The 24459-nt window shown below is 64.6% G+C and carries 18 protein-coding genes; 13 read left to right on the top strand and 5 right to left on the bottom strand.

The window, feature by feature from the left end:
- The first annotated feature begins 128 nt into the window (after positions 1-128).
- From NJQ44_RS10415 to NJQ44_RS10400, 4 genes are all read left to right on the top strand, one after another.
- Positions 129-1253, top strand: a complete 1125-nt coding sequence (locus NJQ44_RS10415; protein WP_254274332.1) for a branched-chain amino acid ABC transporter permease — start codon at positions 129-131, stop codon at positions 1251-1253.
- Positions 1250-2278 (top strand): 3-oxoacyl-ACP synthase, encoded by a 1029-nt coding sequence (locus tag NJQ44_RS10410; RefSeq protein ID WP_254271284.1) that lies wholly within the window; start codon positions 1250-1252, stop codon positions 2276-2278. The genes NJQ44_RS10415 and NJQ44_RS10410 overlap by 4 nt, the downstream gene beginning before the upstream one ends.
- A gap of 62 nt (positions 2279-2340) precedes the next feature.
- Positions 2341-3144, top strand: coding sequence for an alpha/beta fold hydrolase (locus tag NJQ44_RS10405; protein ID WP_254271283.1), 804 nt, complete (start codon positions 2341-2343; stop codon positions 3142-3144).
- Positions 3137-4705 (top strand): AMP-binding protein, encoded by a 1569-nt coding sequence (locus NJQ44_RS10400; RefSeq protein WP_254271282.1) that lies wholly within the window; start codon positions 3137-3139, stop codon positions 4703-4705. The genes NJQ44_RS10405 and NJQ44_RS10400 overlap by 8 nt, the downstream gene beginning before the upstream one ends.
- Before the next feature lie 55 nt (positions 4706-4760).
- On the opposite strand, the gene NJQ44_RS10395 is transcribed toward NJQ44_RS10400, so the two are convergent.
- From NJQ44_RS10395 to NJQ44_RS10385, 3 genes are all read right to left on the bottom strand, one after another.
- On the bottom strand, positions 4761-6311 hold the full coding sequence (locus NJQ44_RS10395; protein ID WP_254271281.1) for a sensor histidine kinase: 1551 nt from the start codon (positions 6309-6311) through the stop codon (positions 4761-4763).
- A 465-nt stretch (positions 6312-6776) separates the two neighbouring features.
- Positions 6777-8027 carry a mandelate racemase/muconate lactonizing enzyme family protein gene (locus tag NJQ44_RS10390; RefSeq protein ID WP_254271280.1) on the bottom strand — a complete coding sequence of 417 codons (1251 nt, stop codon included), beginning with the start codon at positions 8025-8027 and terminating at the stop codon, positions 6777-6779.
- Positions 8028-8078: 51 nt separating this feature from the next.
- Complete coding sequence (locus tag NJQ44_RS10385) at positions 8079-9275, bottom strand: ABC transporter substrate-binding protein (protein ID WP_254271279.1); 1197 nt, start codon at positions 9273-9275, stop codon at positions 8079-8081.
- Between the two features lie 104 nt (positions 9276-9379).
- Here NJQ44_RS10385 and NJQ44_RS10380 point away from each other — a divergent pair, with 104 nt between their 5' ends.
- From NJQ44_RS10380 to NJQ44_RS10345, 8 genes are all read left to right on the top strand, one after another.
- Positions 9380-10867 (top strand): methyl-accepting chemotaxis protein, encoded by a 1488-nt coding sequence (locus NJQ44_RS10380; RefSeq protein ID WP_254271278.1) that lies wholly within the window; start codon positions 9380-9382, stop codon positions 10865-10867.
- 123 nt (positions 10868-10990) lie between these two features.
- Positions 10991-11956, top strand: coding sequence for a sugar phosphate isomerase/epimerase family protein (locus tag NJQ44_RS10375; RefSeq protein WP_254271277.1), 966 nt, complete (start codon positions 10991-10993; stop codon positions 11954-11956).
- A gap of 22 nt (positions 11957-11978) precedes the next feature.
- Entirely contained in the window at positions 11979-13085 is a 1107-nt protein-coding gene (locus NJQ44_RS10370; RefSeq protein ID WP_254271276.1) for a Gfo/Idh/MocA family protein, read from the top strand.
- Positions 13086-13142: 57 nt separating this feature from the next.
- Entirely contained in the window at positions 13143-14222 is a 1080-nt protein-coding gene (locus tag NJQ44_RS10365) for a M24 family metallopeptidase (protein ID WP_254271275.1), read from the top strand.
- A gap of 108 nt (positions 14223-14330) precedes the next feature.
- Complete coding sequence (locus tag NJQ44_RS10360) at positions 14331-15989, top strand: glycoside hydrolase family 13 protein (RefSeq protein WP_254271274.1); 1659 nt, start codon at positions 14331-14333, stop codon at positions 15987-15989.
- A gap of 2 nt (positions 15990-15991) precedes the next feature.
- A complete protein-coding gene (locus NJQ44_RS10355; RefSeq protein WP_254271273.1) occupies positions 15992-17740 on the top strand; it encodes a glycoside hydrolase family 13 protein in 1749 nt (582 codons plus the stop codon).
- A 2-nt stretch (positions 17741-17742) separates the two neighbouring features.
- On the top strand, positions 17743-19458 hold the full coding sequence (locus NJQ44_RS10350) for a glycoside hydrolase family 13 protein (protein WP_254271272.1): 1716 nt from the start codon (positions 17743-17745) through the stop codon (positions 19456-19458).
- 77 nt (positions 19459-19535) lie between these two features.
- Complete coding sequence (locus NJQ44_RS10345) at positions 19536-21254, top strand: glycoside hydrolase family 13 protein (RefSeq protein ID WP_254271271.1); 1719 nt, start codon at positions 19536-19538, stop codon at positions 21252-21254.
- 21 nt (positions 21255-21275) lie between these two features.
- Here NJQ44_RS10345 and gfcR read toward each other — a convergent pair whose 3' ends face one another.
- Together gfcR and NJQ44_RS10335 are read right to left on the bottom strand one after the other, a co-directional pair.
- Complete coding sequence (gene gfcR, locus NJQ44_RS10340) at positions 21276-21917, bottom strand: transcriptional regulator GfcR (RefSeq protein ID WP_254271270.1); 642 nt, start codon at positions 21915-21917, stop codon at positions 21276-21278.
- A gap of 299 nt (positions 21918-22216) precedes the next feature.
- Positions 22217-23026 carry a DUF8054 domain-containing protein gene (locus NJQ44_RS10335; RefSeq protein ID WP_254271269.1) on the bottom strand — a complete coding sequence of 270 codons (810 nt, stop codon included), beginning with the start codon at positions 23024-23026 and terminating at the stop codon, positions 22217-22219.
- A gap of 356 nt (positions 23027-23382) precedes the next feature.
- On the opposite strand from NJQ44_RS10335, the gene NJQ44_RS10330 reads away from it, so the two are divergent.
- On the top strand, positions 23383-24459 hold the full coding sequence (locus NJQ44_RS10330) for a TrmB family transcriptional regulator (protein ID WP_254271268.1): 1077 nt from the start codon (positions 23383-23385) through the stop codon (positions 24457-24459).

The raw sequence follows: 24459 nt of genomic DNA, 5'->3' as shown, positions 1-24459 counted from the left end.
ACATCCGCGCCCACCTGCCGCATATCGCGGTCGTGGCACTACTGGCGGCGTACCCGTCGCTGTATCACCTCCTCGCGGAGACGCTGACGCTGTACGAGGCGGAGGTGTTGCTCCCCAGCGTCGATACGATGACTACGGTGCTGTACTTCGGCCTGTTCGCGATGTCGTTCGATTTCATCAGCGGCTACACCGGCTACCTCTCGTTCGGCCACGCCGCCTTCTACGGGACCGGCGCGTACACGGTCATCCTCGTCGCCAACGGTCTGGTTCCGCTGTTCCCGACGAGCACGCCGTTCATGATTTCGCTGCTCGTCGGCGGCGTGTTCGCAGTGGTGCTGGCCGTGGTCATCGGACTCGTCTCCTTCCGCCTCTCGGGCGTCTACTTCGCGATGATTACGCTTGGGTTCGCGCAGGTATTGTACATCTTCGTCCGCGGTTGGGACTACGTGGCGGCGAATCCACGCGACGGCCCCTCCGTCGGCGGCACGCACCCCGCTGGCTTCGAAATCGGCATCCCCGGCGTCGACCAGTTGAACCTCGCCATCGGCGTGCTGGCCGGTGAGGAGGCGACGGTGTTGGGCCACACGCTCGGTAGTACCGCAGTCTCCTACTACATGGTCGGACTGGTCGCTCTCGGGTGCTACTTCGCGATGCAGCGCATCCTCCACTCGCCGTTCGGCCGCGTGATGCTCGCCATCCGCGAGAACGAGGAGCGCGCCATCGCCATCGGCTACAACACGTACCTGTACAAACTGGGGGCGTTCGCCATCAGCGGGTTCTTCGGAGCCATCGCTGGCGGCCTGTTCGCGGGCTTCCGGCGGTCCGCGACCCCGGAGAGTTCCTTCTACTTCCTGACGACCGGCGACGCCCTGCTGGCGAGCATCATCGGCGGGTTCGGCACGCTGGCCGGGCCGTTGTACGGTCACCTGTTCGACGAGACCGTTCGTGAGTTCCTCTCGAAGTCCGGACAGGGCGGCGGTCTGCTGCCGTACCTCCGGGCCGGTCTCGGCGACCAAGCGCTCGCCACGCCAATCTTAGGCGACATGACGCTCGGCGTCCTCATCGACACCCTGTTGAACGGCCACGCGAGCCTCTACGTCGGCATCGTGTTCGTCCTGTTCGTTCTCTACGTCCCGGACGGCTTACTGGGGACGGTCCGGACCCGCGTCGGCGGGACGCTCGCGGACGCCGCCCGCGACCGATTCCGCGACGACCATTCGACCCCCGAACGCACGGAGGGCGACGACGAGTGACGGTCCACGTCACCGGCCTCGGCACCTACCTCCCCGAGGCGACGATGACCGGGGCCGAAATCGCCGAGCGTAGCGGTATCCCGGAAGCCGTCGTCACCGAGAAGATGGGGGTCCGGCGGAAGTACGTCTGCCCGCCCGACGGCGACCATCCCTCGGAGATGTGCGTCACGGCCGCCGAGGCCGCCCTGCGCGACGCCGGTCCCGACGATTCGGCCCTCCCCACTACTGCGCTCGATGCCGTGCGCTACCACGGCAGCGAGTTCAAGGACTACGTGGTCTGGAACGCCGCCGCGGCCGTCGCCCACAAACTGGGTGCCGACGGCGCCGCCGCCACCGAGAGCTACGCGCTCTGTGCGGGCCTTCCGGTGGCGATGCGGGAGGCCAAGGCACTGCTGGACGCCGACCCCGGCATCGACAGCCTCCTCCTCGTGGCCGCCAGTCGCGAGGAAGACCTGGTCGACTACGACGACCCCGACACCTCGTTCATGTTCACCTTCGGGAGCGGCGCGACGGCGTTCGTTCTCGAACGTGATGCGCCCGGGCGCGCCCTGGCGCGAGTTCGCGAGAGCGCGACGCTGACGGACGGCAGTTTCGCCGAAGACGTGGTCGTGCCCGTCGGCGGGACTCGGCGGCCGCCGAGTGAGGAAACGGTGACCGACGGCGGCCACTCACTCCGGGTACGGGACCACGAGCGGATGAAACGACGCCTCGCCGAGGTGAGCCTCCCGAATTTCCGCCGGGTCGCCGACGACGCGCTGGCGCGGTCCGGATACGACCGCGGCGACATCGACTTCGCCGCTATCACCCACATGAAACGGTCGTTCCACGAATCCCTCTCTGACGACCTCGGATTGACCGACGACGAGCAGCGATATCTCGACGAGTTCGGCCACGTGCAGAGTTGCGACCAGGGTTTGGCTCTCGATACCGTCCGACACGACCTGACCGACGGCGACGTAGTGCTCTGTCTCGCCGCCGGAACCGGGTACACGTGGGCGGCGACGGTGTTGGAGTGGTGTAGCTGAGACGCGACAGATGGTTCAGACAATGATTTGCCATTCGAGACCGACTTCGGAGGTATCGCACTATGCCTAACGCGTACAACGACGGGGTCCGACTCGCGTACGAGCGGTTCGGCCCGTCGGACGCCGAGACGGTGGTGTTCGTCGAGGGAATCGGCTACGGCCGTTGGATGTGGCGCTGGCAGCGCCGGGCCGTCGAAGACGCCTACGACACCATCGTCTGGGACAACCGCGGCACCGGCGACTCCGGCGAACCTGAAGGACCCTACACGATGGCACAGATGGCCGACGACCTCGGGGCGGTCCTCGACGACGCCGGCGTCGACGCGGCCCACGTCGTCGGCGCGAGCATGGGCGGGATGATAGCTCAGCAGTTCGCGCTGGCCGACGACCGGGTTCGGTCTCTGACGCTCATGTGCACGTCGCCGGGCGGTCCCGAGGAGGAACCCATCCCCGAGGAAACCCTCGAACGGATGTACGGCGTCCCCGACGACCTCGACGAGCGCGCGGCGATTCGCTACAAGATGGCTCCCGCGATGACCGACGCCTTCCAGCGGGACAATCCCGGCCTCATAGAGCGCATCGTCGACTGGCGTCTGGCGTCCGACGCCAGCGAGCAGGCCCGTCAGTGGCAGGGCGCGGCGGTCGAAGCGTTCGACGTTCACGACCGCCTCGGCGAAATTCGCGTTCCGGCGCTCGTCCTCCACGGGACCGCAGACCGCGTCGTCCCAGTCGAGAACGGCGAACTGCTGGCGACGGGCCTCCCCGACGCCGAACTCGTCCGCCTCGACGGCGCGCCGCACCTCCTGTTCATCGAACGCGCCGACGACGTGAACGACCACCTCACGGAGTTCCTCGCCGATGTCTGAGTTCGCCGACGGCCCGCAGGCGTGGGTCGGTGCGTGGAGCGAGAAGCGCGCGGCGCTGACGCCGGACCGCGAGGCCCTGGTCGACGCGACGACGGGCGAACGGTTCACCTACCGAGAGTTGGACCGCAGGGCGAATCGGGCGGCGCGCCTGCTCTCCGCCCACGGCGTCGCGGACGGGGGCCGCGTCGCCGTCGTCTCGCGCAACCGACCCGCCTTGGTCGACCTCTTTTTCGCCACTGGGAAGACCGGCGGCGTCCTCGCCCCGCTCTCACACCGCCTCGCTCCCCCGGAACTGGGGACGCTCCTCGACAGGGTCGACCCCGGACTGCTCGTCGTCGAGCAACCGTTCGTCGACGACGTTCGGACCGCCCTCGACGACGCGGAAGACGTGGACGCGACCCTCCTTCTCGTCCGGACAGCGGGAGACGAGGCTGGCGCGCCCGCCGATTTCGACACCTACGAGTCCGCGCTTCCCGACGAGGACAGCGCCGTCGAGACGCCCGACATCTCCCCGTCGGACCCTCACCTCCTCTTGCACACCGGCGGGTCGACCGGGACGCCGAAAGAGACGGTCATCACGCATCGGGCCGTCGTCTGGAACTCGATGAACACGATTACGGGGTGGGGCCTGCGCGCCGACGACGTGACGCCGATGGTGTTCCCGATGTTCCACACCGGCGGCTGGAACGTCCTCACGGTCCCGCTGTGGCACATGGGCGGGACCGTCGTCATCGCGCGGGAGTTCGACCCCGGTGACCTCCTTCGAGTCGTCGAGACGGAGGGCGGGACCGTCCTCGTCGCGGTTCCGGCCGTCCTCCGCATGATGGCCGACCACGACGACTGGGCGAGGACGGACCTCTCGTCGCTCCGGTTCGTCAAATCGGGGGGCGGTCCTTGCCGTCAGGCCGTCATGGACGCGTGGTGGGACCGCGGGGTCGACCTCTCCCAGGGCTACGGCCTCACCGAGTGCGGCCCCAACAACTTCGTGATGCCCGACGGATGGCCCCGAGAGAAAGCCGATTCGGTGGGGAAACCGGCCATGCACGTCGACGCCCGAATCGTGGCCGACGACGGCCACGTCGTCGAAAACGGCGCGGTCGGGGAACTCCAACTGCGCTCCCCCCACGCTGCCGACGGCTATCTCGACAACGCCGCGGAGACGGCCGCCACCTTCGGCGAGGGGTGGGTGGCGACGGGCGACCTCGCGCGCGTGGACGCGGACGGGTACTTCCACATCGAGGGGCGCACCAAGCACATGTTCGTCAGCGGCGGCGAGAACGTCTACCCCGCGGAAGTAGAGGACGCCATCGCCGACTACGCGGGCGTCGCCGAAGTCGTCGTCGTCCCCGTTTCCGACGAGCAGTGGGGGCAAGTCGGCAAAGCCGTCGTGGAGTTGGCTGCCGACGCCGAGGAGTTCGCCCTCACGGACCTCCGGGAGTTCCTCGACGGCCGCCTCGCCGGATTCAAACACCCTCGCCGTCTCGCATTCGCCGAGGAGATTCCGACGAGCGGTCCGTCGAAGATAGACCGCGAAGCCGTCGCCGAGCGATTCGACGGATAAAGCTCGGACAGCACGTCTCTCCCCCGGCTGAAGAGTCGTGTCTCAATCACGCTCGTCACTCGCTTTCCGAGTCGTGCTGCCGGAGGCTGAGCCGAATTTCCGTGCCATTTGTGGGGAGTCGTTCGGCAGTCACGTCACCGCCTGCTTCGCCGACAATCCACGTCACGAGCCACAACCCGACCCCGTTCGAATGGTCGAGGGGGTCTTCTTTCCGCTCTTCGAGGACACGTAGTTCGTTCTCCGGTATTCCCGGCCCGTCGTCTCGAACGACGAGTTCGACTGTCGACCCTTGCGTTCGGACCTCGATTTCGACCTGTGGGGCTGCTCCGGCGTGCTCAGACGTGTTTTTAAGTATCTCACGGACCGCGCGACCGAGTAGTTCGTTCCCGACGACGAGACACTCGGGAGGTCCGTCGTGGGTGATCTCTCCGGAGTGGTTGACTGCAGAGACTGCTCGGTCGACGACCGCAACGATATCTACCGGGCGTTCGATGAGTTTCTCCCCGTCTAATACGTCTTCGACGACCCGTACCTTCTCTCCCGTCTCGGCGAGGTCTTCCAGCGTCGACGCTACCGTATCGAGCTGTTCTAATTCAGTCTCGGCGTCGACTCGCTCGGTCAACACACCAATGCGGCCCAGTGCGACAGTGAGGTCGTTCCGGAGGTTGTGACGGAATACGCGAGAAAGCACCTGTAGTTGCGTCCGTCGCTCCTCCAATCGTTGTGCGAGTTCGTTGAACTCGGCTGCGATTCTCGTCATCTCGGTGCTCCCTCCGAAGGAGAGACGGCTTTCGTACCGTCCTTGTTCGAGGGCTTTCAGACCAGTTTGTATCTCTGATACCCGCCTGATGGTCGTCGTGTACCACCAAATGCCGAACAGGCTGAGGACGAGAACAACGACGCTGACTGACCCTGTTTGGAGTTGTCGAGCGCGCGAAATCGCGCGTAGCGATTCGCTCTGACTGTCTCGAACGATTATTTCCCAGTTCGTCGTCTCCATCGATGTCGTCGCCGTGATTGGGTCAGATATGGTCTCAGAATGCTCGTACAGGAGCGCTCGCTGTTGGTTGTACAATAGTTGTCGCTCCGAGACTATCCTGACCGTTTGCTGTTCGGGGAGATATCTCCTGATGTCCCGAAAGAGTGTCTCGGCGTCCATCGGAACGGTAGCTGCGACGACGCCGACGGTCACGTTTCCGTCGCGGAGTGGGACGGCAAGGATGAGTACACCCTCCGATCCGAACGCCGACGACTGTTCGAGCGTGTGGTTTTTCGATGTCCACTGGAACTCGGTTCTGAATCCCGGCACCCTGTCGTTCAAGCGGTTTCCATACGGGCCAGCAACGGTTCGGTGCGTCTCTCCTGGGTCAGTGACCACGACGGAAGTGTACTGGCTCCCTCTGAGAAAGCCCCGTGCCATCTCCGTATCCACCTCCGAATCGCCGGCGACGGTCGCGAGCAGTCGGAGGTCCAATATCGCGGTCCGGACGCGTTGGTCCAGAATCATCGCCGTCGTGTTCGCTGTCCTGTCGACCGATTGTTGTTGCTGGTCGTAGATGTCTCGTTCGTGACTCTCCGTACCGACGTAGACTGTTCCGACGAGCACCGCTGTGGTAAAGAGAAGTAGACCGACGAATATCGCAGCCAATCTAATCGCTAAATCCACTCCGTTAGTGACCACATAGATACCTGCGTCAATAAATACGTGTTTCTATCTCGGACATTCGGTTCGTCAAAACCGGGTGACTTCACGTTCCTGTTCGAATGGCATCCACTGACCGAACGGAGTCACTCCCTCGGCAGTGAAATATCGATCCGTGTCTCTTTTTTCTCGACGAACCCTGCGTCCCGAAGCTCCATTTCACCACGTTCCGGCGAACGCAGCCGAGTTTCGCTCAGCGGGCACGCCGTCGACTCACTCCTCGTCAAACGACGCCGAGCAATGCTCGGCAGGCTCGATGATTCGTCTCATTTCTCGTCGAACGCCGAAAATCGGAGATTTTCGTGCTTGCCGAAGCTTACGCCTCGTCGAACAACGCGAATCGGAGATTCGCTGGCTCGACGAGTCGTTTCACTCCTCGTCGAACAGCGTGTCGCCGTCGACCATGTGCTCCTCGACGGCGTCCATGTCGAGCGTCAGGCCGAGACCCGGTTCCTCCGGAATCTCGATGTAACCGTTCTCGATGACCGTCTCCTCGACGAGGTCGTCCCACCAGCCGAGTTCGTAGGAGTGGTACTCGACGGCCAGCGAGTTCGGGACGGCCGCGCCGACCTGTGCGCTCGCCATCGTCGCGATGGGCGAGGAGACGTTGTGCATCGCGACGGGGATGTAGTACTGGTTCGCCACGTCCGCGATTTTCCGGGTCTCGCGCATACCGCCGACCTTGGGCATGTCGGGCGCGATGAGGTCGACCGCCTGGTTCTCGATGAGGCGTCGCTCCTCGGTCACGCGGTAGCGGTTCTCGCCGACGGTGATGGGCGTGGTCGTGGACTTCGTGACTTCCTCTTGGACTTCGAGGTTCTCCGGCGGGACGGGGTCTTCCAGCCACCACACGTCGTAGTCCTCGATGGCTTCGGCGAGTCGCTTGCCGGAGCCACCGGAGAAGGTCCAGTGGCAGTCGAAGGCCACGTCGGCCTCGTCTTTGACTTCCTCGGTGACCTTCTCGACGATTTCGGCCTTGTGGCGGATTTCGCCCGGGCGGAGGTGACGGTTCGCGCGGTCCTTCTCGAACCCGGACGGCACGTCGAGGTCGAACTTCAGGGCGTCGTAGCCGAGTTCGTCGACGACGCGGCGGGCCTCGGCGGCGCAGGCGTCGGCGTCTGCCTCTTCCTCGGTGTGGCAGTCACAGTAGACGCGCATCTTGTCGCGGTACTTGCCGCCGAGTAGTTGGTAGGCCGGGATTTCGAGAATCTTGCCCGCGAGGTCGTGCAGGGCGATTTCGATGCCGGAGATGGCGGTGACGGTGACGCCCTCGACGCTCCCTTCGCCGGACATCTTCTGGATGAGGTGTTCGTACAGGCGGTCGATGTCCAGCGGGTTCTCGCCGATGACGAACGGCTTCATCCGCTCGATGAGTTCCGGGACGCCGGCCCCCCAGTAGGCCTCACCGGTGCCGACGATGCCCGCGTCCGTGTAGATGCGGACCAGAGTCCACGGGAAGTTCCCGTCGACCATCGTCGTCTGAACGTCGGTAATTTCCACGTCGCGGCCCCCACCGCGCTTCGCGGTCACTCCCATCGTCTCCGACGAGAGCTCTCGCATCGTGTATTCGGCGTTGGGGTCGTGCAGGTCTGCGTAGTCGATGTCGTTCGCCAGTCCCATGCGAGTGGCTTGCTACGCCCCTTACAAAAGTCTAGAGGAATTCGTCGCGGGTTACGTCGCGTCGAAGGCGGCGACGATGTCGTCGGCCACCGCGTCCACGTCCCACGTCGAGACGAACGTCGAGATGGCCGTCTTCAGTTCGATGAGTTGGGCCGGGCGAACCCCGATACCGTGGGTAATCGAGAGCGGTTGGGCGCGGGAGTGCTGGAAGGCCTGTTGCTGTTCTTGCAGGAACGGCGTGAACGTGCTGGTGTCCACGTCGGTCCGCGGCGGGATGGAGCCTTTCTTCTGGTTGAATAGCTTCTGTCCGTCGGGCGACCCCGCGTACGCGAGGAACTTCGAGACGGCCTCGGGGTCGTCGACGACGGCGGCCGAGATGACCGCGTCCATGTTCATCGCGTAGAGGTTCTCCGTCCCGGGGAACGGCACGTGGTCCCAGTCTTCGTGGTAGCGGAAGCGGTCGGACTCGCTGTAGGCCCCGGCGGCCCAGTCGCCCTGATGGAAGAACACCGACTCGCCCTCGATGAAGCGGTCGTTGGCGTCGGTCAGCGCCATGTAGAGTTTGTCGTCAGTAGCCACCTGGCTGTACTGTTTGACGATGTCCAGCGCGTCGACGATGGCCCGGCGGTGGGCCGACGCCGAATCGTCGGTGATGCCGACGTAGGTGTCGTGACCGTGTTCGCCCAGCAGGACCGTTTCCCACACCTGCAAGACGGTCCACGGGTTCTTCATCGGGAACAGCATCCCGACGTGGTCCGTCTCCCGGTCGATACGTTGTAGTTCGTCCGCGAACGCGCGAGGGCTGTCGATGCTCGCGGGGTCGACGCCGACCTCGTCGGCGAGGTCCACGTTGAAAAAGAGGTTGTTGATGCGGTGGATGTTGAGCGGGACGGCCCGGTACGCGCCGTCGAATTTCGAGGCCGTCTTCGGCCCGTCGAGGTAGTTCCGCTCCATGTCGCCGCTCTCCCAAACCTCCGTGACGTCACCGAGGACGCTGGCGTCGTCGTACGGTTGGAGGTTCTTCCCGGGCCACTCTATCCACACGTCCGGGGGGTTCTCCTTGAGGATGCGACTCTTGACTTCGAGGCTGAGGTTCTCGTCGGTAACGTCGCCGAGCGACACGTCGGGATGTCGCCGTTCGAACCCCTCCAACAGCGCGTCCAAGGCCGCGCCGCCGTCCCCACCGACCAGTCGGTGGAGCAACTCGACGCCGTCGCCGCCACTCCGTACCGACGAAGCACGTGACATACTGCCATCGTCTCTGCCGTGTGGTTATCAAAGTACCCCACCGGTTCTCACTCGTGATTATCCGGCCCTGATGATTTATATTCCCCCTTAATTGATTGTGGGGTATGGTACACTCTATAGAGCGAGGTGTCGTGGCATCTATACTGGGGCAGTTCGGCCACGCCCTGTATCAGGCACTCGTTCTCGGGTTCGCACCGTCGGGGGTGGCACCGGTTCTGTCGGTGGGGGGATTGGTCGCCGCGGGGGTTGGCGCGGCGTACTCACTACATCGGTTCAGCGGCGCGTCCAAACGGCGGTCGGCGCGCCTCGCCACACTCGAAACTGAGAACGAATCGCTCCGGACGGAACTCTCTCGCACCCGGACGATGCGGGACGAACTCGTCGGGGACTTGCGGACCGCACGGGCATCGCCGATGGGGGCCGACGGGCGGACCGGCCGTCCCGATGCGCCGGTCGCGACGACGGACGGCGGCGTCACCGCGCAGTCCGACGTGACCGTCGAGCGACTGAACGAATATCTCGCAGACTGCTGTGCGACGCTGGACGCCGCGAGCGAGGGCGACCTGCGACAGCGAATGAACGCGGGAACGACTTCCGACGCGATGAACGACCTCGCGACGGAGTTCAACGAGATGGCGGACGCCTTCGAACAGACCATCGACACCGCCGCCGAGTTCTCGGACGACGTGGCCGGGTCCTCGGAGCAGGTCACCGCCGCGACGGAAGCGGTCAAAGAGGCCTCCGAGAGCGTCGCGGGCACGGTGCAGGAAATCGCCGACGTGTTCCACGAACAGCACCAGCAGATTTCGACCATCAGCGAGGAGATGTCCGAGATGTCCGCGACCATCGAGGAAATCGCGGCGTCCTCGAACGAGGTCACCGAGATGGCCGACAAGACCGAGCGGCGTACCGTCGAGGGTATCGAGGCCGGACGGGACGCCCACGAGACGATGGTCCAGACCGTCGGCCGCACGGACGACGTGGTCGAGACGGTCCAGACGCTGAACCAGCAGATGACGGAGGTCGGTAAAATCGTGGACCTCATCGACAACATCGCCGAACAGACGAACATCCTCGCGCTCAACGCTTCTATCGAGGCCGCACACGCCTCCTCTGGGGCCGAGAACAACGGCTTCGGCGTCGTCGCCGACGAGGTCAAATCACTCGCCGAGGAGACCAAAGACGCGACGAACCAAATCGAGGACCTCATCGAGGACATTCAGGACCAGACCGACGACGCCGTCGACGAGATAATCGAGATGCAGGAGTCCGTCGAGGACGGGCAGGAGGCCGTCGGCGAAGGGCTCGAAGCGCTGGAATCCATCATGGAACACGTCCAGGAGACCAGTTCCGGCGTCAAGGAGATCAGCAACGCGACGGACGACCAGGCGGCAACCTCCGAGGAGGTGGCCTCCATCGCCGACGACGTGGCCGAGACGTCCCGGAAGAACGTCGAGGAAGCCGAACACGTCGCCGCTATCGCCGAGGAACAGAACCTCGCGCTGGGCGAGATGTACGTCAACGTGCGGATGCTGACGATGCGCGCCCAGCAGTTGAGCACGCTGTTCGAGCGCTACGAGACCGAGGACTGAGCGAGGCTGTCGCAACTGCTTCCGGTGGTAGGGGACCCGTTTGTCCGCGGAATACTGAATTAACTTGCGACAGTGTCGCCGTGGTCCCGAATTTTTATCGCGCCGCCATCTGTAGGACGCCGCATGGAAATCGGTGTCCTGACTGTGCCGCTCGGCGGCCAGCCACTCGAAGACGCACTGGCGTATCTGGACGGTATCGGCGTCGAAGCCGTCGAACTCGGTTGTGGCGGCTTCCCCGGCGACGACCACCTCACGCGCGACGAGTACCTCGGCGACGCCGATGCGCAGGCCGAACTGCACGACCTGCTCGACGAGTACGGGATGTCCGTGAGCGCGCTGGCGACCCACAACAACCCGCTCCATCCCGACGAGGAACGGGCCAGCGAGGCCGACACGGAACTTCGGGAAGCAATCGAACTCGCCGACCAACTCGGCGTCGACGCGGTGACCTGCTTCTCGGGACTCCCCGCTGGCGGTCCGAACGACGAGGTGCCGAACTGGGTGACCGCGCCGTGGCCCGGCGAACACGCCGACGCCCACGAGTACCAGTGGGAGGTCGCCGTCGACTACTGGGGCGACCTCGCCGACCACGCCGCCGACCACGGCGTCGACGTGGCTATCGAGATGCACCCGAACATGCTCGTCTACGAACCGCACGGGATGCTGGAACTCCGCGAGGCCACCAACGAGCACATCGGCGCGAACTTCGACCCCTCGCACCTCTACTGGCAGGGCATCGACGTGACGGCGGCCATCCGCCTGCTCGGCGAGGAGGACGCCATCCACCACTTCCACGCCAAGGACACGAAGGTCTACGAGGACAACGCCCGCGAGAAGGGCGTCCTCGACACGACGGGCTACACCGAGGAGGCCGACCGCTCGTGGCTGTTCCGCTCTATCGGCTACGGCCACGGCGAGGGCCACTGGAAGGACGTGGTCTCCACCCTTCGGATGGTGGGGTACGACGGCGCGCTCTCCATCGAACACGAGGACTCGCTGACGAGCGCGCGCGAAGGACTCGAAAAGGCCGTCGACGTGCTCGACCGCGCCGTCTTCCAGACGCAACCGGGCGAGGCCTACTGGGCGTGAACGACCAGCAATCTATCCACCAATGACCACAGAACCACTCGACATCGGCGTACTGGGGTATCGATTTATGGGCAAAGCGCACTCCAACGCGTTCGCGCGCCTGCCCATGTTCTTCGACGACGCACCCGACCTGAACCGCGACGTTATCGTCGGCCGCGACGAGGACGCACTCGAAGACGCCGCCGACAGCCTCGGGTTCGACCGCACCGCGACGGACTGGCGCGACGTGGTCGACGAGGTGGACGTGTTCTACAACCTCGGGCCGAACCACGTCCACGCCGACCCCTCCATCGCGGCGCTGGAAGCCGGGACGCCGGTGTTCTGCGAGAAACCGCTCGCACCGACGCTCGACACCGCCGAGGAGATGGCCGACGCGGCGGCTGACGTGGACGTTCCGGCGGGTATCGCGTTCAACTACCGGTTCATCCCGGCGATTCAGTACGCGAAGAACCTCATCGAATCGGGCGAACTGGGCGAGATTCACCACTTCCGCGGTCGATACTTGCAGGACTGGCTCACCGACCCCGACGCACCGTGGTCGTGGCGCAACGACGCGGAGATGGCCGGGAGCGGGGCGCTGGGCGACTTGGGCGCGCACACCGTCGACCTCGCGCGGTTCCTCGTCGGCGAGTTCGACGAGGTAAGCGGCCACCTGCGGACGTTCGTGGACGAGCGACCCGTCGAGGGCGGGGAGACCCGTCCCGTCACCGTCGACGACGCCTACTCGGCGCAGGTCGCCTTCGAGAACGGCGTGATGGGGACCCTCGAAGCCTCGCGATTCGCCAACGGACGGAAGAACGACCACACCATCGAAATCGAAGGGTCGAAAGGGAGCCTGAAGTTCTCGCTGGAACGGCTGAACGAACTCGAACTCCTGCGTGATGGGAATCGCGGCTACGAGACGATACTGATGACCGACCCCGACGACCCGTATCTCGACCACTGGTGGCCGCCCGGCCACATCATCGGGTGGGAACACACGTTCGTCCACGAGAACTACGAGTTCCTCTCGGCCGTCGCGAGTGACGGGGCGTACGAACCGAGTTTCGCCGACGGACTCGCCGTCCAGCGGGTGCTGGACGCAGTCGAGCGGAGCGACGAGGCGGGCGAGTGGGTCGACGTGGCCTGACAGTCGTACTTCGCCGCGTCCGACCAATTTTTGCCTTCGGGTCTCGGGGCAGAGAGTATGAGTCTCCACGCTCGCCTCGATTCGTTTCTCGACACGAACGGTCTCGAAGCCGTCTGGTTCGCCCGACCGAACAACTTCACGTGGCTCACCGGTGGCGACAACGTCGTCGACGCCTCCGCGCCGGTCGGCGTCGCGGCCGCCGGGTACGACGGCGACGGCGTCACCGTCGTCACCGACAACATCGAAGCCCCCCGCCTTCGCGACGAGGAACTGGCCGCAGGTGTCGACGTGGAGACGTTCCAGTGGTACGAGGGCGGCCTCGGCGACGCCATCGCCGACGTGAGTCCGACACCGGCCGCCGCCGACTTCGACGTGCCCGGGTTCGAGACGCTCTCTCCGACCGACCTCCGGCAACCGCTGACCGACGAGCAAATCGAGCAGTACCGCACACTCAGCGCAGACGTGGCCGAGGCCGTCGAGACGGTCGCACGCGAGGTATCGCCGACCGATACCGAACGGGACGTGGCCGCCGAACTGCGACGCGCGCTGTCGGTCCGGAACACGGGCGCGCCCGTCGTCCTCGTCGGCGGTGGCGAACGAGCGCCGAAGTACCGACACTACACGCCGAAAGACGCCGAACTGGGTTCCTACGCGCTCCTCTCGGTGACCGCACACCGCAACGGCCTCTACACCAGTTGCACCCGCACAATCGCCTTCGATGCGCCGGAATGGCTCGCTGACCGCACCGAAGCGGCGATGCGCGTCGAGGCGACGGCGCTCGCGGCGACGCAGGCTGTCGGCACGGACGGCGGGGCGGCGAGCGAGGTGTTCGAGGCCGTCCAGTCCGCGTACGACGCCGTCGGATGGGACGGCGAGTGGCGCAACCACCATCAGGGCGGTGCGGCCGGGTTCGCAGGTAGGGAGTGGTTCGGGACCCCGAGCGCCGACGAGGCGGTCGTTCTCCCGCAGGCCTACGCGTGGAACCCGACGGTACAGGGCGCGAAAAGCGAGGACACGACCCTCGTCACCGAGGACGACGTGGAGACGCTGTCGACCACGGGCGAGTGGCCGACGGAAGTCGTCGAGGCGGTGGGCTACGACTTCGAACTCGCTCGCCACGCGCCGCTTCGGCGATAGGCTACGGGCCTGTCGAGTGCGGTTTCCGTTAGTGCCGAAACGTGTTTACAACACCTGTTGTTGTCTAATGCGTAGATTTAAGTAAAGCATTAGACAACCTTACCGCGTATGGACGAGGAGCGTGCGTGGTGGAAAGAGGCGGTCGTCTACCAAATTTATCCCCGAAGCTTCAACGATAGCGACGGCGACGGTGTCGGTGACTTACAGGGAATCACCGACCGACTCGACTACGTCGCGTCGCTGGGGGCGGATGTCATCTGGCTGAACCCGGTGTACGACTCCCCGCAAGCGGACAACGGCTACGACATCCGTGACTACCGGGCCATCTACGACGAGTACGGAACGATGGCCGACTGGGAGGAACTGCTGGCGGAAGTCCACGACCGGGATATGCGACTCATCATGGACCTCGTGGTCAATCACACGTCGACGGAACACGAGTGGTTCCAGCAGTCCCGCCGCGACGAGGGCGGGTACCGGAACTACTACTTCTGGCGCGAGGGCGACGCCGAGCATCCGCCGAACAACTGGAAGAGCGGGTTCGGCGGGTCCGCGTGGGCGTCCGACGAGGAAGCCGGGATGCAGTACCTCCACCTGTTCGACGAGACGCAAGCCGACCTCGACTGGGACGAGGCGGCCGTCCGCGAGGACGTGTACGAACTGATGAACTGGTGGCTGGAGAAGGGTATCGACGGGTTCCGGATGGACGTCATCAACCTCATCTCCAAACCCGAGGGCCTCCCTGACGGCGACCCCGAACAGGACTGGGTCGGCATCGAACACTTCGCCAACGGCCCGCGCGCCCAAGAGTACTTAGCGGAGATGGCCGCCGAGACGTACGACAACTACGACGCGATGACCGTCGGCGAATGCGTCGGCATCGACGTGGAGACGGCCAGCGACTACGTCTCGGCCGACGGCCCGATGGACATGGTGTTCCACTTCGAGCACATGCAGGTCGACATGGGCGACCGCTGGTTGTCGCCCGCCGAGTGGGACCTCAGCGACCTGAAGGCGGTCATGTCCTACTGGCAGACCGAACTCGACGGGTGGAACTCGCTGTACCTGACGAACCACGACCAACCGCGTATCGTCTCTCGGTTCGCCGACGACGACGAGTACCGCGTCGAGTCCGGCAAACTGCTGGGGACGCTCCTCTTTACGCTCTCGGGCACGCCGTACGTGTATCAGGGCCAGGAAATCGGGATGACGAACTACCCGTGGTCCGGCCTCGACGAACTCGACGACCTCCAGTCCATCGGCAAGGTCGAGGAAGCCATCGAGGCGGGCGAAATCGACGGCTTCGAGGAGGTTCAAGATATCGTCCGAGCGCGCTCGCGTGACAACGCGCGGACGCCGATGCAGTGGGACGACAGCGAGAACGCGGGGTTCACCGACGGCGACCCGTGGCTCGCGGTCAACCCGGATTACGAGGACGTCAACGTGGCGGCCGCCGAGGCCGACCCCGACTCCGTGCTGCACTACTACCGCGAACTGGTCGACCTACGGGACGCCCACGACGTATTCGTCTACGGCGACTACGAACTCCTCCTCCCCGACCACGAGGAGGTGTGGGCTTACCGGATGGAACTGGACGAGGAGGCGGTCCTCGTCGCGCTGAACTTCAGCGACACCGAGACGACAGTCACTCTCGACCCGGCCGCCGCGGCCGCCGACCTACTCGTCTCGAACTACGACGAACAGCATCCGAACGGCACTGAACTGACGCTTCGGCCCTACGAGGCCCGTGTCTACACATTGAACTAACGATGGGTATCCAGCACACAGCACCCGACGAAATCGTATCGGACGACGAACGAGCCTGGTGGAAAGAAGCGGTCGTCTATCAGGTGTATCCCCGGAGTTTCAACGACAGCGACGGCGACGGTATCGGCGACCTCGCCGGAATCACGGAGAAAGTCGACTACCTCGATTCGCTCGGTGTCGACGTAGTGTGGCTCTGCCCGGTGTACTCCTCGCCACAGAGAGACAACGGCTACGACATCAGCGACTACCGGGCCATCCACGAGGAGTACGGAACCATGGCCGACTGGGAGACCCTCTTAGACGCGCTCCACGACCGCGATATGCGCCTCATCATGGACCTCGTGGTCAACCACACCTCCGACCAGCACGAGTGGTTCCAGCGCTCGCGCCGCCGCGAGGGCGAGTACGCCGACTACTACCACTGGCAGGACGGCCGCCCGGCCACAGAGGCCGACTACGACACTGCTGACGGCCCCGCGGACGAAGTCGCGCCGAACAACTGGGATTCGATCTTCGGCGGGTCGGCGTGGAGCTACGACGACGAGCGCGGGCAGTGGTATCTCCACCTGTTCGACGAGACGCAACCGGATCTCAACTGGCGGAATCCCGACGTCCGAGCGGCGGTCTACGAGATGATGAACTGGTGGCTGGAGAAGGGCATCGACGGCTTCCGCATTGACGCTATCGACTTCCTCTCGAAGGCCGAGGGGTACCCCGACGGTGACCCGAGCGCGTCGCTCGTCGGCCTCGAACAGTTCAGCCACGGTCCACGGTTACAGGAGTACCTCCGGGAACTGCACGACGAGACGCTCGCGAACTACGATGCGACGACCGTTGGGGAGATGGGCGAGACCACCGTCGAGCAGGTCAACGACTACATCGGCGAGGACGGCCCGCTCGATATGGCCTTCCAGTTCGACCATACGGGTGTCGACTTCGGGTCCGACGGCCAGTGGGACCTCGACGACTGGGGCAAGTGGGACCTCGTGGAGTTGAAGGGGATCATCGCCCACAAGCAACGCGCCGTGGAGTGGGACACGCTGTTTTTCGGCAATCACGACCTCCCTCGCGTCGTCTCTCGGTTCGGTGACGACGGTGAGTACCGAACCGAGAGCGCGAAACTGTTCGCGACGCTCCTGCTGACGATGTCCGGGACCCCCTACATCTATCAGGGCGAGGAGATCGGGATGACGAACGCCGAGTTCGACTCGCTCGACGAGGTGGACGACCCGATGACTCTCGGGAAGGTCGAGGAGTTCCTCGACGCGGGCGCTATCGACGCCCCCGAGGACGCACTGGGCATCGTCAACTACTGGAGCCGCGACCACGCCCGGACGCCGATGCAGTGGGACGACAGCGAGAACGCGGGGTTCACCGACGGCGACCCGTGGCTGGCGGTCAACCCTAACTACGAGGAGATCAACGTCGCCGCCGCCGAGGCCGACCCCGACTCCGTGCTGCACTACTACCGCGAACTGGTCGACCTCCGAGAGGGGAACGACGTCCTCGTCTACGGGACCTACACCGACCTCTGCCCCGACCACGAATCGGTCTGGGCCTACCGAATGGAACTGGACGAGGTGGCCGTTCTCGTCACGCTGAACGTTTCGGCCAGTGTGACGAGCGTGACCATAGACGACGCGGCCCGAAGCACGGCTCTCCTCGTCGCGAACTACGACGACGCCCCGACTGTGACCGACGCAAACCTGACGCTGCGGCCCTACGAGGCCCGCGTCTACTCCCTGAACTAACGATGGCAATCCAGCACACAGCACCCGACGAAATCGTATCGGACGACGAGCGCGCCTGGTGGAAAGAGGCGGTCGTCTATCAGGTGTATCCGCGGAGTTTCGCCGACAGCGACGGCGACGGCGTCGGTGACCTGCGAGGGCTTATCGACCGTCTCGACTACGTCGCCTCGCTCGGCGTCGACATCATCTGGCTCAACCCCGTCTACGACTCTCCCCAGGAAGACAACGGGTACGACATCAGCGACTATCAGGCCATCTACGAGGAGTTCGGGACGATGGCCGACTGGGAAGACCTGCTCGACGAGGTCCACGCCCGGGACATGAAACTCGTGATGGACCTCGTGGTCAACCACACCTCCAGAGACCACGAGTGGTTCGTCGAGTCCCGTCGGGGCAACCCAGAGTACGAGGATTACTACATCTGGCGCGAGGGCGACGGCGACGGGCCGCCGAACAACTGGGAGTCCTTCTTCGGCGGGTCCGCGTGGGAGTACGACGAGGAGCGAGAGGCGTACTACCTGCACCTCTACGACACCTCCCAACCCGACCTCGACTGGACGAACGAAGACGTGCGACAGGAGGTCTTCGACACCATCGACTGGTGGCTGGCGAAAGGTATCGACGGCTTCAGGATGGACGTCATCAACCTGCTCTCGAAGGTCGAGGGCCTCCCGGACGGCGACCCCGACGGCGAATGGGTCGGCGCGGAGCACTTCATCGACGGGCCGGAGATGACCGACTACCTCGAAGCGATGGACGAACAGGTCCTCTCGAACTACGACGTGATGACCGTCGGCGAGATGCCCCAACTGACCGTCGACGAGGCGACGGAGTACGCCGCCGAGGACGGGCCGCTGGACATGGCCTTTCACTTCCAGCACACGAAACTCGACTACGACGGCGACGAGCGCTGGGCCGTCGGCGACTGGGACCTGACCGAACTCAAGGAGATTATCGGCCGCTGGCAGACCGGCCTCGAAGACGAGGGCTGGAACGCGCTCTACTGGGAGAACCACGACCAACCGCGCGTCGTCTCCCGGTACGGCGACCCCGAGAACTACCGCCGCGAGTCGGCGACGATGCTGGGGACGTTCGTTCTCACGCTTCGCGGGACGCCGTACATCTATCAGGGCCAGGAACTCGGGATGACGAACGCGCCGTGGGACTCGAAGGAATCACTGCGTGACGTGGACGCCATCAACCACGCCGAGGAACTCCTCGAAGAACCGGAGTACGAGGACTACGACGACGTGAAAGACGTGGTCGGTTACCGCTCGCGGGACAACGCGCGGACGCCGATGCAGTGGGACGACGGCGAGAACGCGGGGTTCACCGACGGCGACCCGTGGATACAGGTCAACCCGAACCACGACGAGATCAACGTCGCGGCCGCAGATGCCGACGAGGAATCCGTCCTCAACTACTACCGCGAACTCATCGCGCTCCGCAAGCGCCGAGACGCCCTGGTCTACGGCGCGTACGAGGACTTGCTTCCCGGCCACGAGAGCGTGTACGCGTACACGCGCACCGTCGAGGGGGAGGGGGGCCGCGACCGCCTCCTCGTCGTCCTCAACTTCTCGGACGCCGACCTGACCACCGACCTGCCGGTGGAGTTCGACGACGCCGCCGTGTTGCTCTCGAACTACGACGCCGACGACGATGACCCGTCCACGGTGTCGCTCGCGCCCTACGAGGCGCGAATCTATCAACTCGACTGAGTCACCTTTTTTGTTTCACCCGCGCAGAGAGATGAGAACAGGTCGACAATTGCTACACGTTCCCACGCACACGACACATGAACACGACAACCAACCGCGAGTGGTGGAAGGAAGCGGCAGTGTACCAGATATACCCCCGTAGCTTCGCCGACAGCGACGGCGACGGCGTCGGCGACCTACGGGGTATCGTCGACAGAGTCGACTACCTCGAGCGGTTGGGCGTCGACGTGGTCTGGGTATGCCCAGTCTACGACTCGCCGAACGCCGACATGGGGTACGACATCCGGGACTACCGGACCATCATGGACGAGATGGGGACGATGGCCGACTGGGACGAGTTGCTCGCGGAACTCCACGACCGGGATATGCGTCTCCTGATGGACCTCGTCGTCAACCACACCTCCGACGAACACGAGTGGTTCCAGGAGTCTCGGGACCCCGACGGCGGGAAAGACGAGTGGTACATCTGGCGTGAAGGGTCGCCCGAGGAACCGCCGAACAACTGGATATCGCTGTTCGGCGGTCCGGCGTGGACTTACGACGAGGCGCGGGAGGCGTGGTATCTGCACCTCTTCGACGAGAAGCAACCCGACTTGAACTGGGAGAACCCCGACGTTCGGGACGCCATCTACGACATGATGAACTTCTGGTTGGAGAAGGGCATCGACGGCTTCCGGATGGACGCCATCTCCTGTATCTCGAAACCGCCGGGCCTCCCGGATGCCGATACCGGCGAAGACTGGTTCGACATGGACCTGTACTTCAACGGGCCGCGAATCCACGAGTTCATGCGGGAGATGGCCGCGGAGACCTTCGAGAACTACGACGTGATGCTCATCGGCGAGACGCCCGGTGCGGACCCCGAGGAGGCGAAGAAGTACTACGAGGACGGCGTCGACATGGTCGTCCACTTCGACCACATGGACGTGACCTACGGCCCCGGCGGGAAGTGGAGTCCCGACTACGTGGGGATGGAGACGCTCGCGTCGGCGGGCGACGACGAACTCGACGCGATGCTGAACACGATGGACCTCGCCGACCTGCAAGCGGCCATCCGCTACTGGGACGAGGGCGTCGGCGACGAGTGGAACTGCCTCTACATGGGGAGTCACGACCAGACGCGGGCCGTCTCCAGATTCGGCGACGACCGCCAGTACCGCCGCGAGTCGGCCAAACTCGTCGCCACGTTCCTCCTCTCACAGCGCGCGACGCCGTTCCTGTATCAGGGCGACGAACTCGGGATGACCAACGCCGACTGGGACAGCGCCGACGACATCCGCGACGTGGAGGCCCGCGGACAGGTGGAGATGCTGATGGCCGACCACGACGTGCCCTACGAGACCATCGCCCCGTTCGTCCGCAACCGGTCCCGAGACAACGCGCGGACGCCGATGCAGTGGGACGACGGCGAGAACGCGGGCTTTACCGACGGCGACCCGTGGATACAGGTCAACGATAACTATCCCGAGATAAACGCCGCGGAGGCGCTCGACGACTCCGACTCGATTTACCACTACTACCGGCGGCTACTGGCGTTCCGACGCGAGTCCGACGTGCTCGTCTACGGCGATACCGAGTACGTCCTCCCCGACGAGACGTACCCGAACGTGTGGGCGCACCGCCGCACGCTCGACGGCGAGTCGGTGCTGGTCGTGCTGAACTGGCAGGGTGAGGAACGGACGCTCGATACTGACTGGGTAGACGCCCCGGTGCTGTTCGGGAACTACGCCGCGAGCGAACGGGACGGGGCGACGCTGCGCCCGTACGAGGCGCGGATTCTCGACCGCAGCGAATAATCGGGCTTCTCGTCTTCGGCGCTATTCGTCGTCTTCCTCACTGCCGACGCGGATGACCTGGAGAAGCGAGTAGACGGGCACGCCGCGGATGTCCTCGATGCCGCGCTTGTCGGCGAGGACGACGCAGGCGACGGGGTTGCCGCCCTGTTCTCGAATCGCTTCGACCGTCTCGGTCATCGTTCGGCCGCTGGTGATGGTGTCGTCAACGATGTAGCAGTCGCGGCCGCGAATCTGGGCGAAGTTCCGCGAGAACGACCCGTCGGTGGTGGCGCTGTCGTCGTCGTCCCACTGGTGCTTCGTCGGGGCGTAGGTTCCGAGGTCGGTGTCCAACTGTCGGGCGACGGTGGTCGCCAGCGGTGCGCCCGCTTTCTCGATACCGATGGTGAGGTCCACGTCTTCGCCCTGCTTCGAGAGCAGGTCGGCCATGGCACAGCCGATGTGGTGGAGTCGGTTGCTGTCACGGCCGAGGGCGGACCAGTCGACGTGGATGTCGTGGGGACCGCTCGCGGACGTGGTCTGCGGGGTGGTGCCCGCACCGCTCCGTTCCACGAGCCAACTGGCCGTCTCCCGCGAAACGTTCAGTTCGTCGGCAATCTCTCCCTTGGAGAGGCCTCGCTCGGCGAGGTCGGCCGCGCTGTCGACGAGGTCGTCGATGTTCTTCATACACCAGTCTCCGAGTGGCAGGACTTAATAGGCAATGCTCTCGGTCCCCGTTGCACCGAAAACTATTTACAACTGCTGTTGTTACCTAATCTTGGCTGGGTCGTGCCTGTCGTTCGTGGCCGAACGGCGTAGACGGCATATCAACGGGTGACTCTCCGAATAACCCGCGTCTCCCACACCCTTCGTTCCCCCACCACCGTCGCACACCCGGCCACCCCCCACCACAATCCGCCGACTCGTCAGGTCGGTCATGGTTGTCACCACTACGGTTCGTCGGCGGGGCACTCCCGCCGATTCACTTACTCGGACGGAAACGTGAACAGTCGCTGCTCACAGGACGGGCAGACGAGGGTTTCGTTGGGGGACTGTCGCGGCGTCATGTAGCCGCCACAGCACGAGACTTCCGAGGACTCGACGAGCGCCGTCCCGCAGGCCGGACACGCCTCCAGAAACATGCGGAACGACTCCGCGCCAGCGAGGCGTACCGCCTCGTCGTCGATTCGGTCGCCGAGCGTGCGGTAGGCGGCCAGTTCCGCGATAGCGACCGGCCGAGCGACGAGTTCGCCGCCAGCGTCGCCGACGACGACCCACTCGGAACCGTCGGTGACGAGGGTGTCCGCCCGTCCAACGTTGGGCATCGACCGCTCGACTTCCGCCGCGAGGTCGGAGAGCGACAGCGACGCGAGCGCGTCCATCTCGTCGCGCCACGCCTCGTCAACCTCGTCGGCCAACAGGAGCATCTCACCCTCGGCTACGAGGACGCCCGCCGCGCCCAGTTCCCGCATCACGGTTTCGCCGTCAAGGTCGGCGTCGGCGAGCGATTCCCGTTCGGCCTCGTGTTCGTCGATGGCGTCGTGAAACAGGTCGTTCGGCAACGGCGACGCGTCGACCAACTGCGGTGCGAACCGCGGGGTGTACGGGACGACGTAGCCCCGGAGGTAGACGATTCCGACCCCGACGCTCGCGACCACGAGGCTCAGTACCCGCCGTTTCCGTACTGCCAACCACAGCACGAACACCCCGACGACGGCGAGATTGACGAGCGTGCAGGGCCAACATCGGTTCTCCCCCGTGTACGAGGGTTCGCGCATCGAGGCAAGGTCTACCATTCAGAGAACGGGTGTTCGCGGGGGAGCATTAGCGTTCCCCTCCGTCAGAACTGGTCTGTGAATAGCAACCAAACTTTTTAACAACAGGTGTTGTTATATGCTCCCATGGTCGACACGCCCATTGCGTCCCCGTCGGCGAATCTCCCCCACGAAGTGCGGTGGCCGACGGGGTGCAGTTCTGGCGGGACCGACTGGGTCGGTCGGCGCGTCAGTCGCCCGCCCCCGGAGTCACCGCACCGGTCGTCACCGGCCGTGGTGGCCCTCCGCGCTAGTGCACTGGCGATGGGTCGAACGACTGAAATCCCTGTGTCCGGTATTTGCCGTCAGACAGACAGCGACACCACTCTCGCACACTCATGGACGACGACGAACTAACAGCGATACTCGAAGACTCGGGCCTCTCGCCGTATCAGGCGGAGGCGTACGTGGCACTGCTCGGACTCGGGACAGCCTCTGCGACGGACGTCGCCGAGTCCTGCGACGTCCCAGACCCGCGAATCTACGACGTGCTCCGGGACTTAGAGTCGAAGGGATACATCGAAACCTTCCAGCAGGACAGTCTCACCGCGCGGGCGCGGGACCCGAAAGAGGTCCTCGAAGACCTCCGGTCCCGGTCCAGTAAGTACCTCGACGCGGCGGAGACTATAGAGGAGCGGTACAACCAGCCGGAGATTTCGGACCACGAGGTGAGCATCGTCAAGCGGTTCGACACGGTGCTCAACCGGGCGGTCGACCTCATCGACGCCGCCGAGAACCAGATTCAACTGGGGGTCAACTCGCGGCAGTTCTACGAACTCGAACGGGCGTTGCGAGACGCACACGAGCGCGGTATCGACATCAAACTGAGCATCTGTACGGAGCCCGACGAGGAAGCCCCCACCGTCGAGGACATCGAGGGGACCTGTACCGAGGCGCGCCACCGGGAGTTGCCGTCGCCGTTCCTCGTTCTCGTCGACCGCCAGTGGACGTGCTTCGCGCCGCACCGCCACTCGGTCAGCGAATACGGCGTCTTGGTCAACGACCCCACGCACACCTACGTCTTCCACTGGTTCTTCCTCACCTGTCTGTGGGAGATCTGGGACACCATCGTTACGGAGCGAACCCCGGAGACGCCGACGACGTACGTCGACCTCCGGTACGCTGTCCGGGACATCGAACCCCTACTGAGCGAGGGCGCGACTATCGAGGCCACCGTCGAAGGGTTCATTACCTCGACGTCGGAGCACGTCGAACTCACGGGGACCATCACCGACGTCAACTACATCGGGAGCGCGATGGACCGCAAAGACCCCGTTCCCCTCGTCCAGTTGGCTGGGCGCATCAGTGCGACTCTCGAATCCGACGGTACAACCTACGAAATCGGGGGGTGGGGTGCGGTCTTAGAGGAGATAGAAGCGACCAACATCACGATTACCGACATCCGCTACGAGTGA

This window comes from Haloarcula marina (genome assembly GCF_024218775.1).
GTDB lineage: Archaea > Halobacteriota > Halobacteria > Halobacteriales > Haloarculaceae > Haloarcula > Haloarcula marina.
This window is presented reverse-complemented; position numbering and strand designations above follow the sequence as displayed.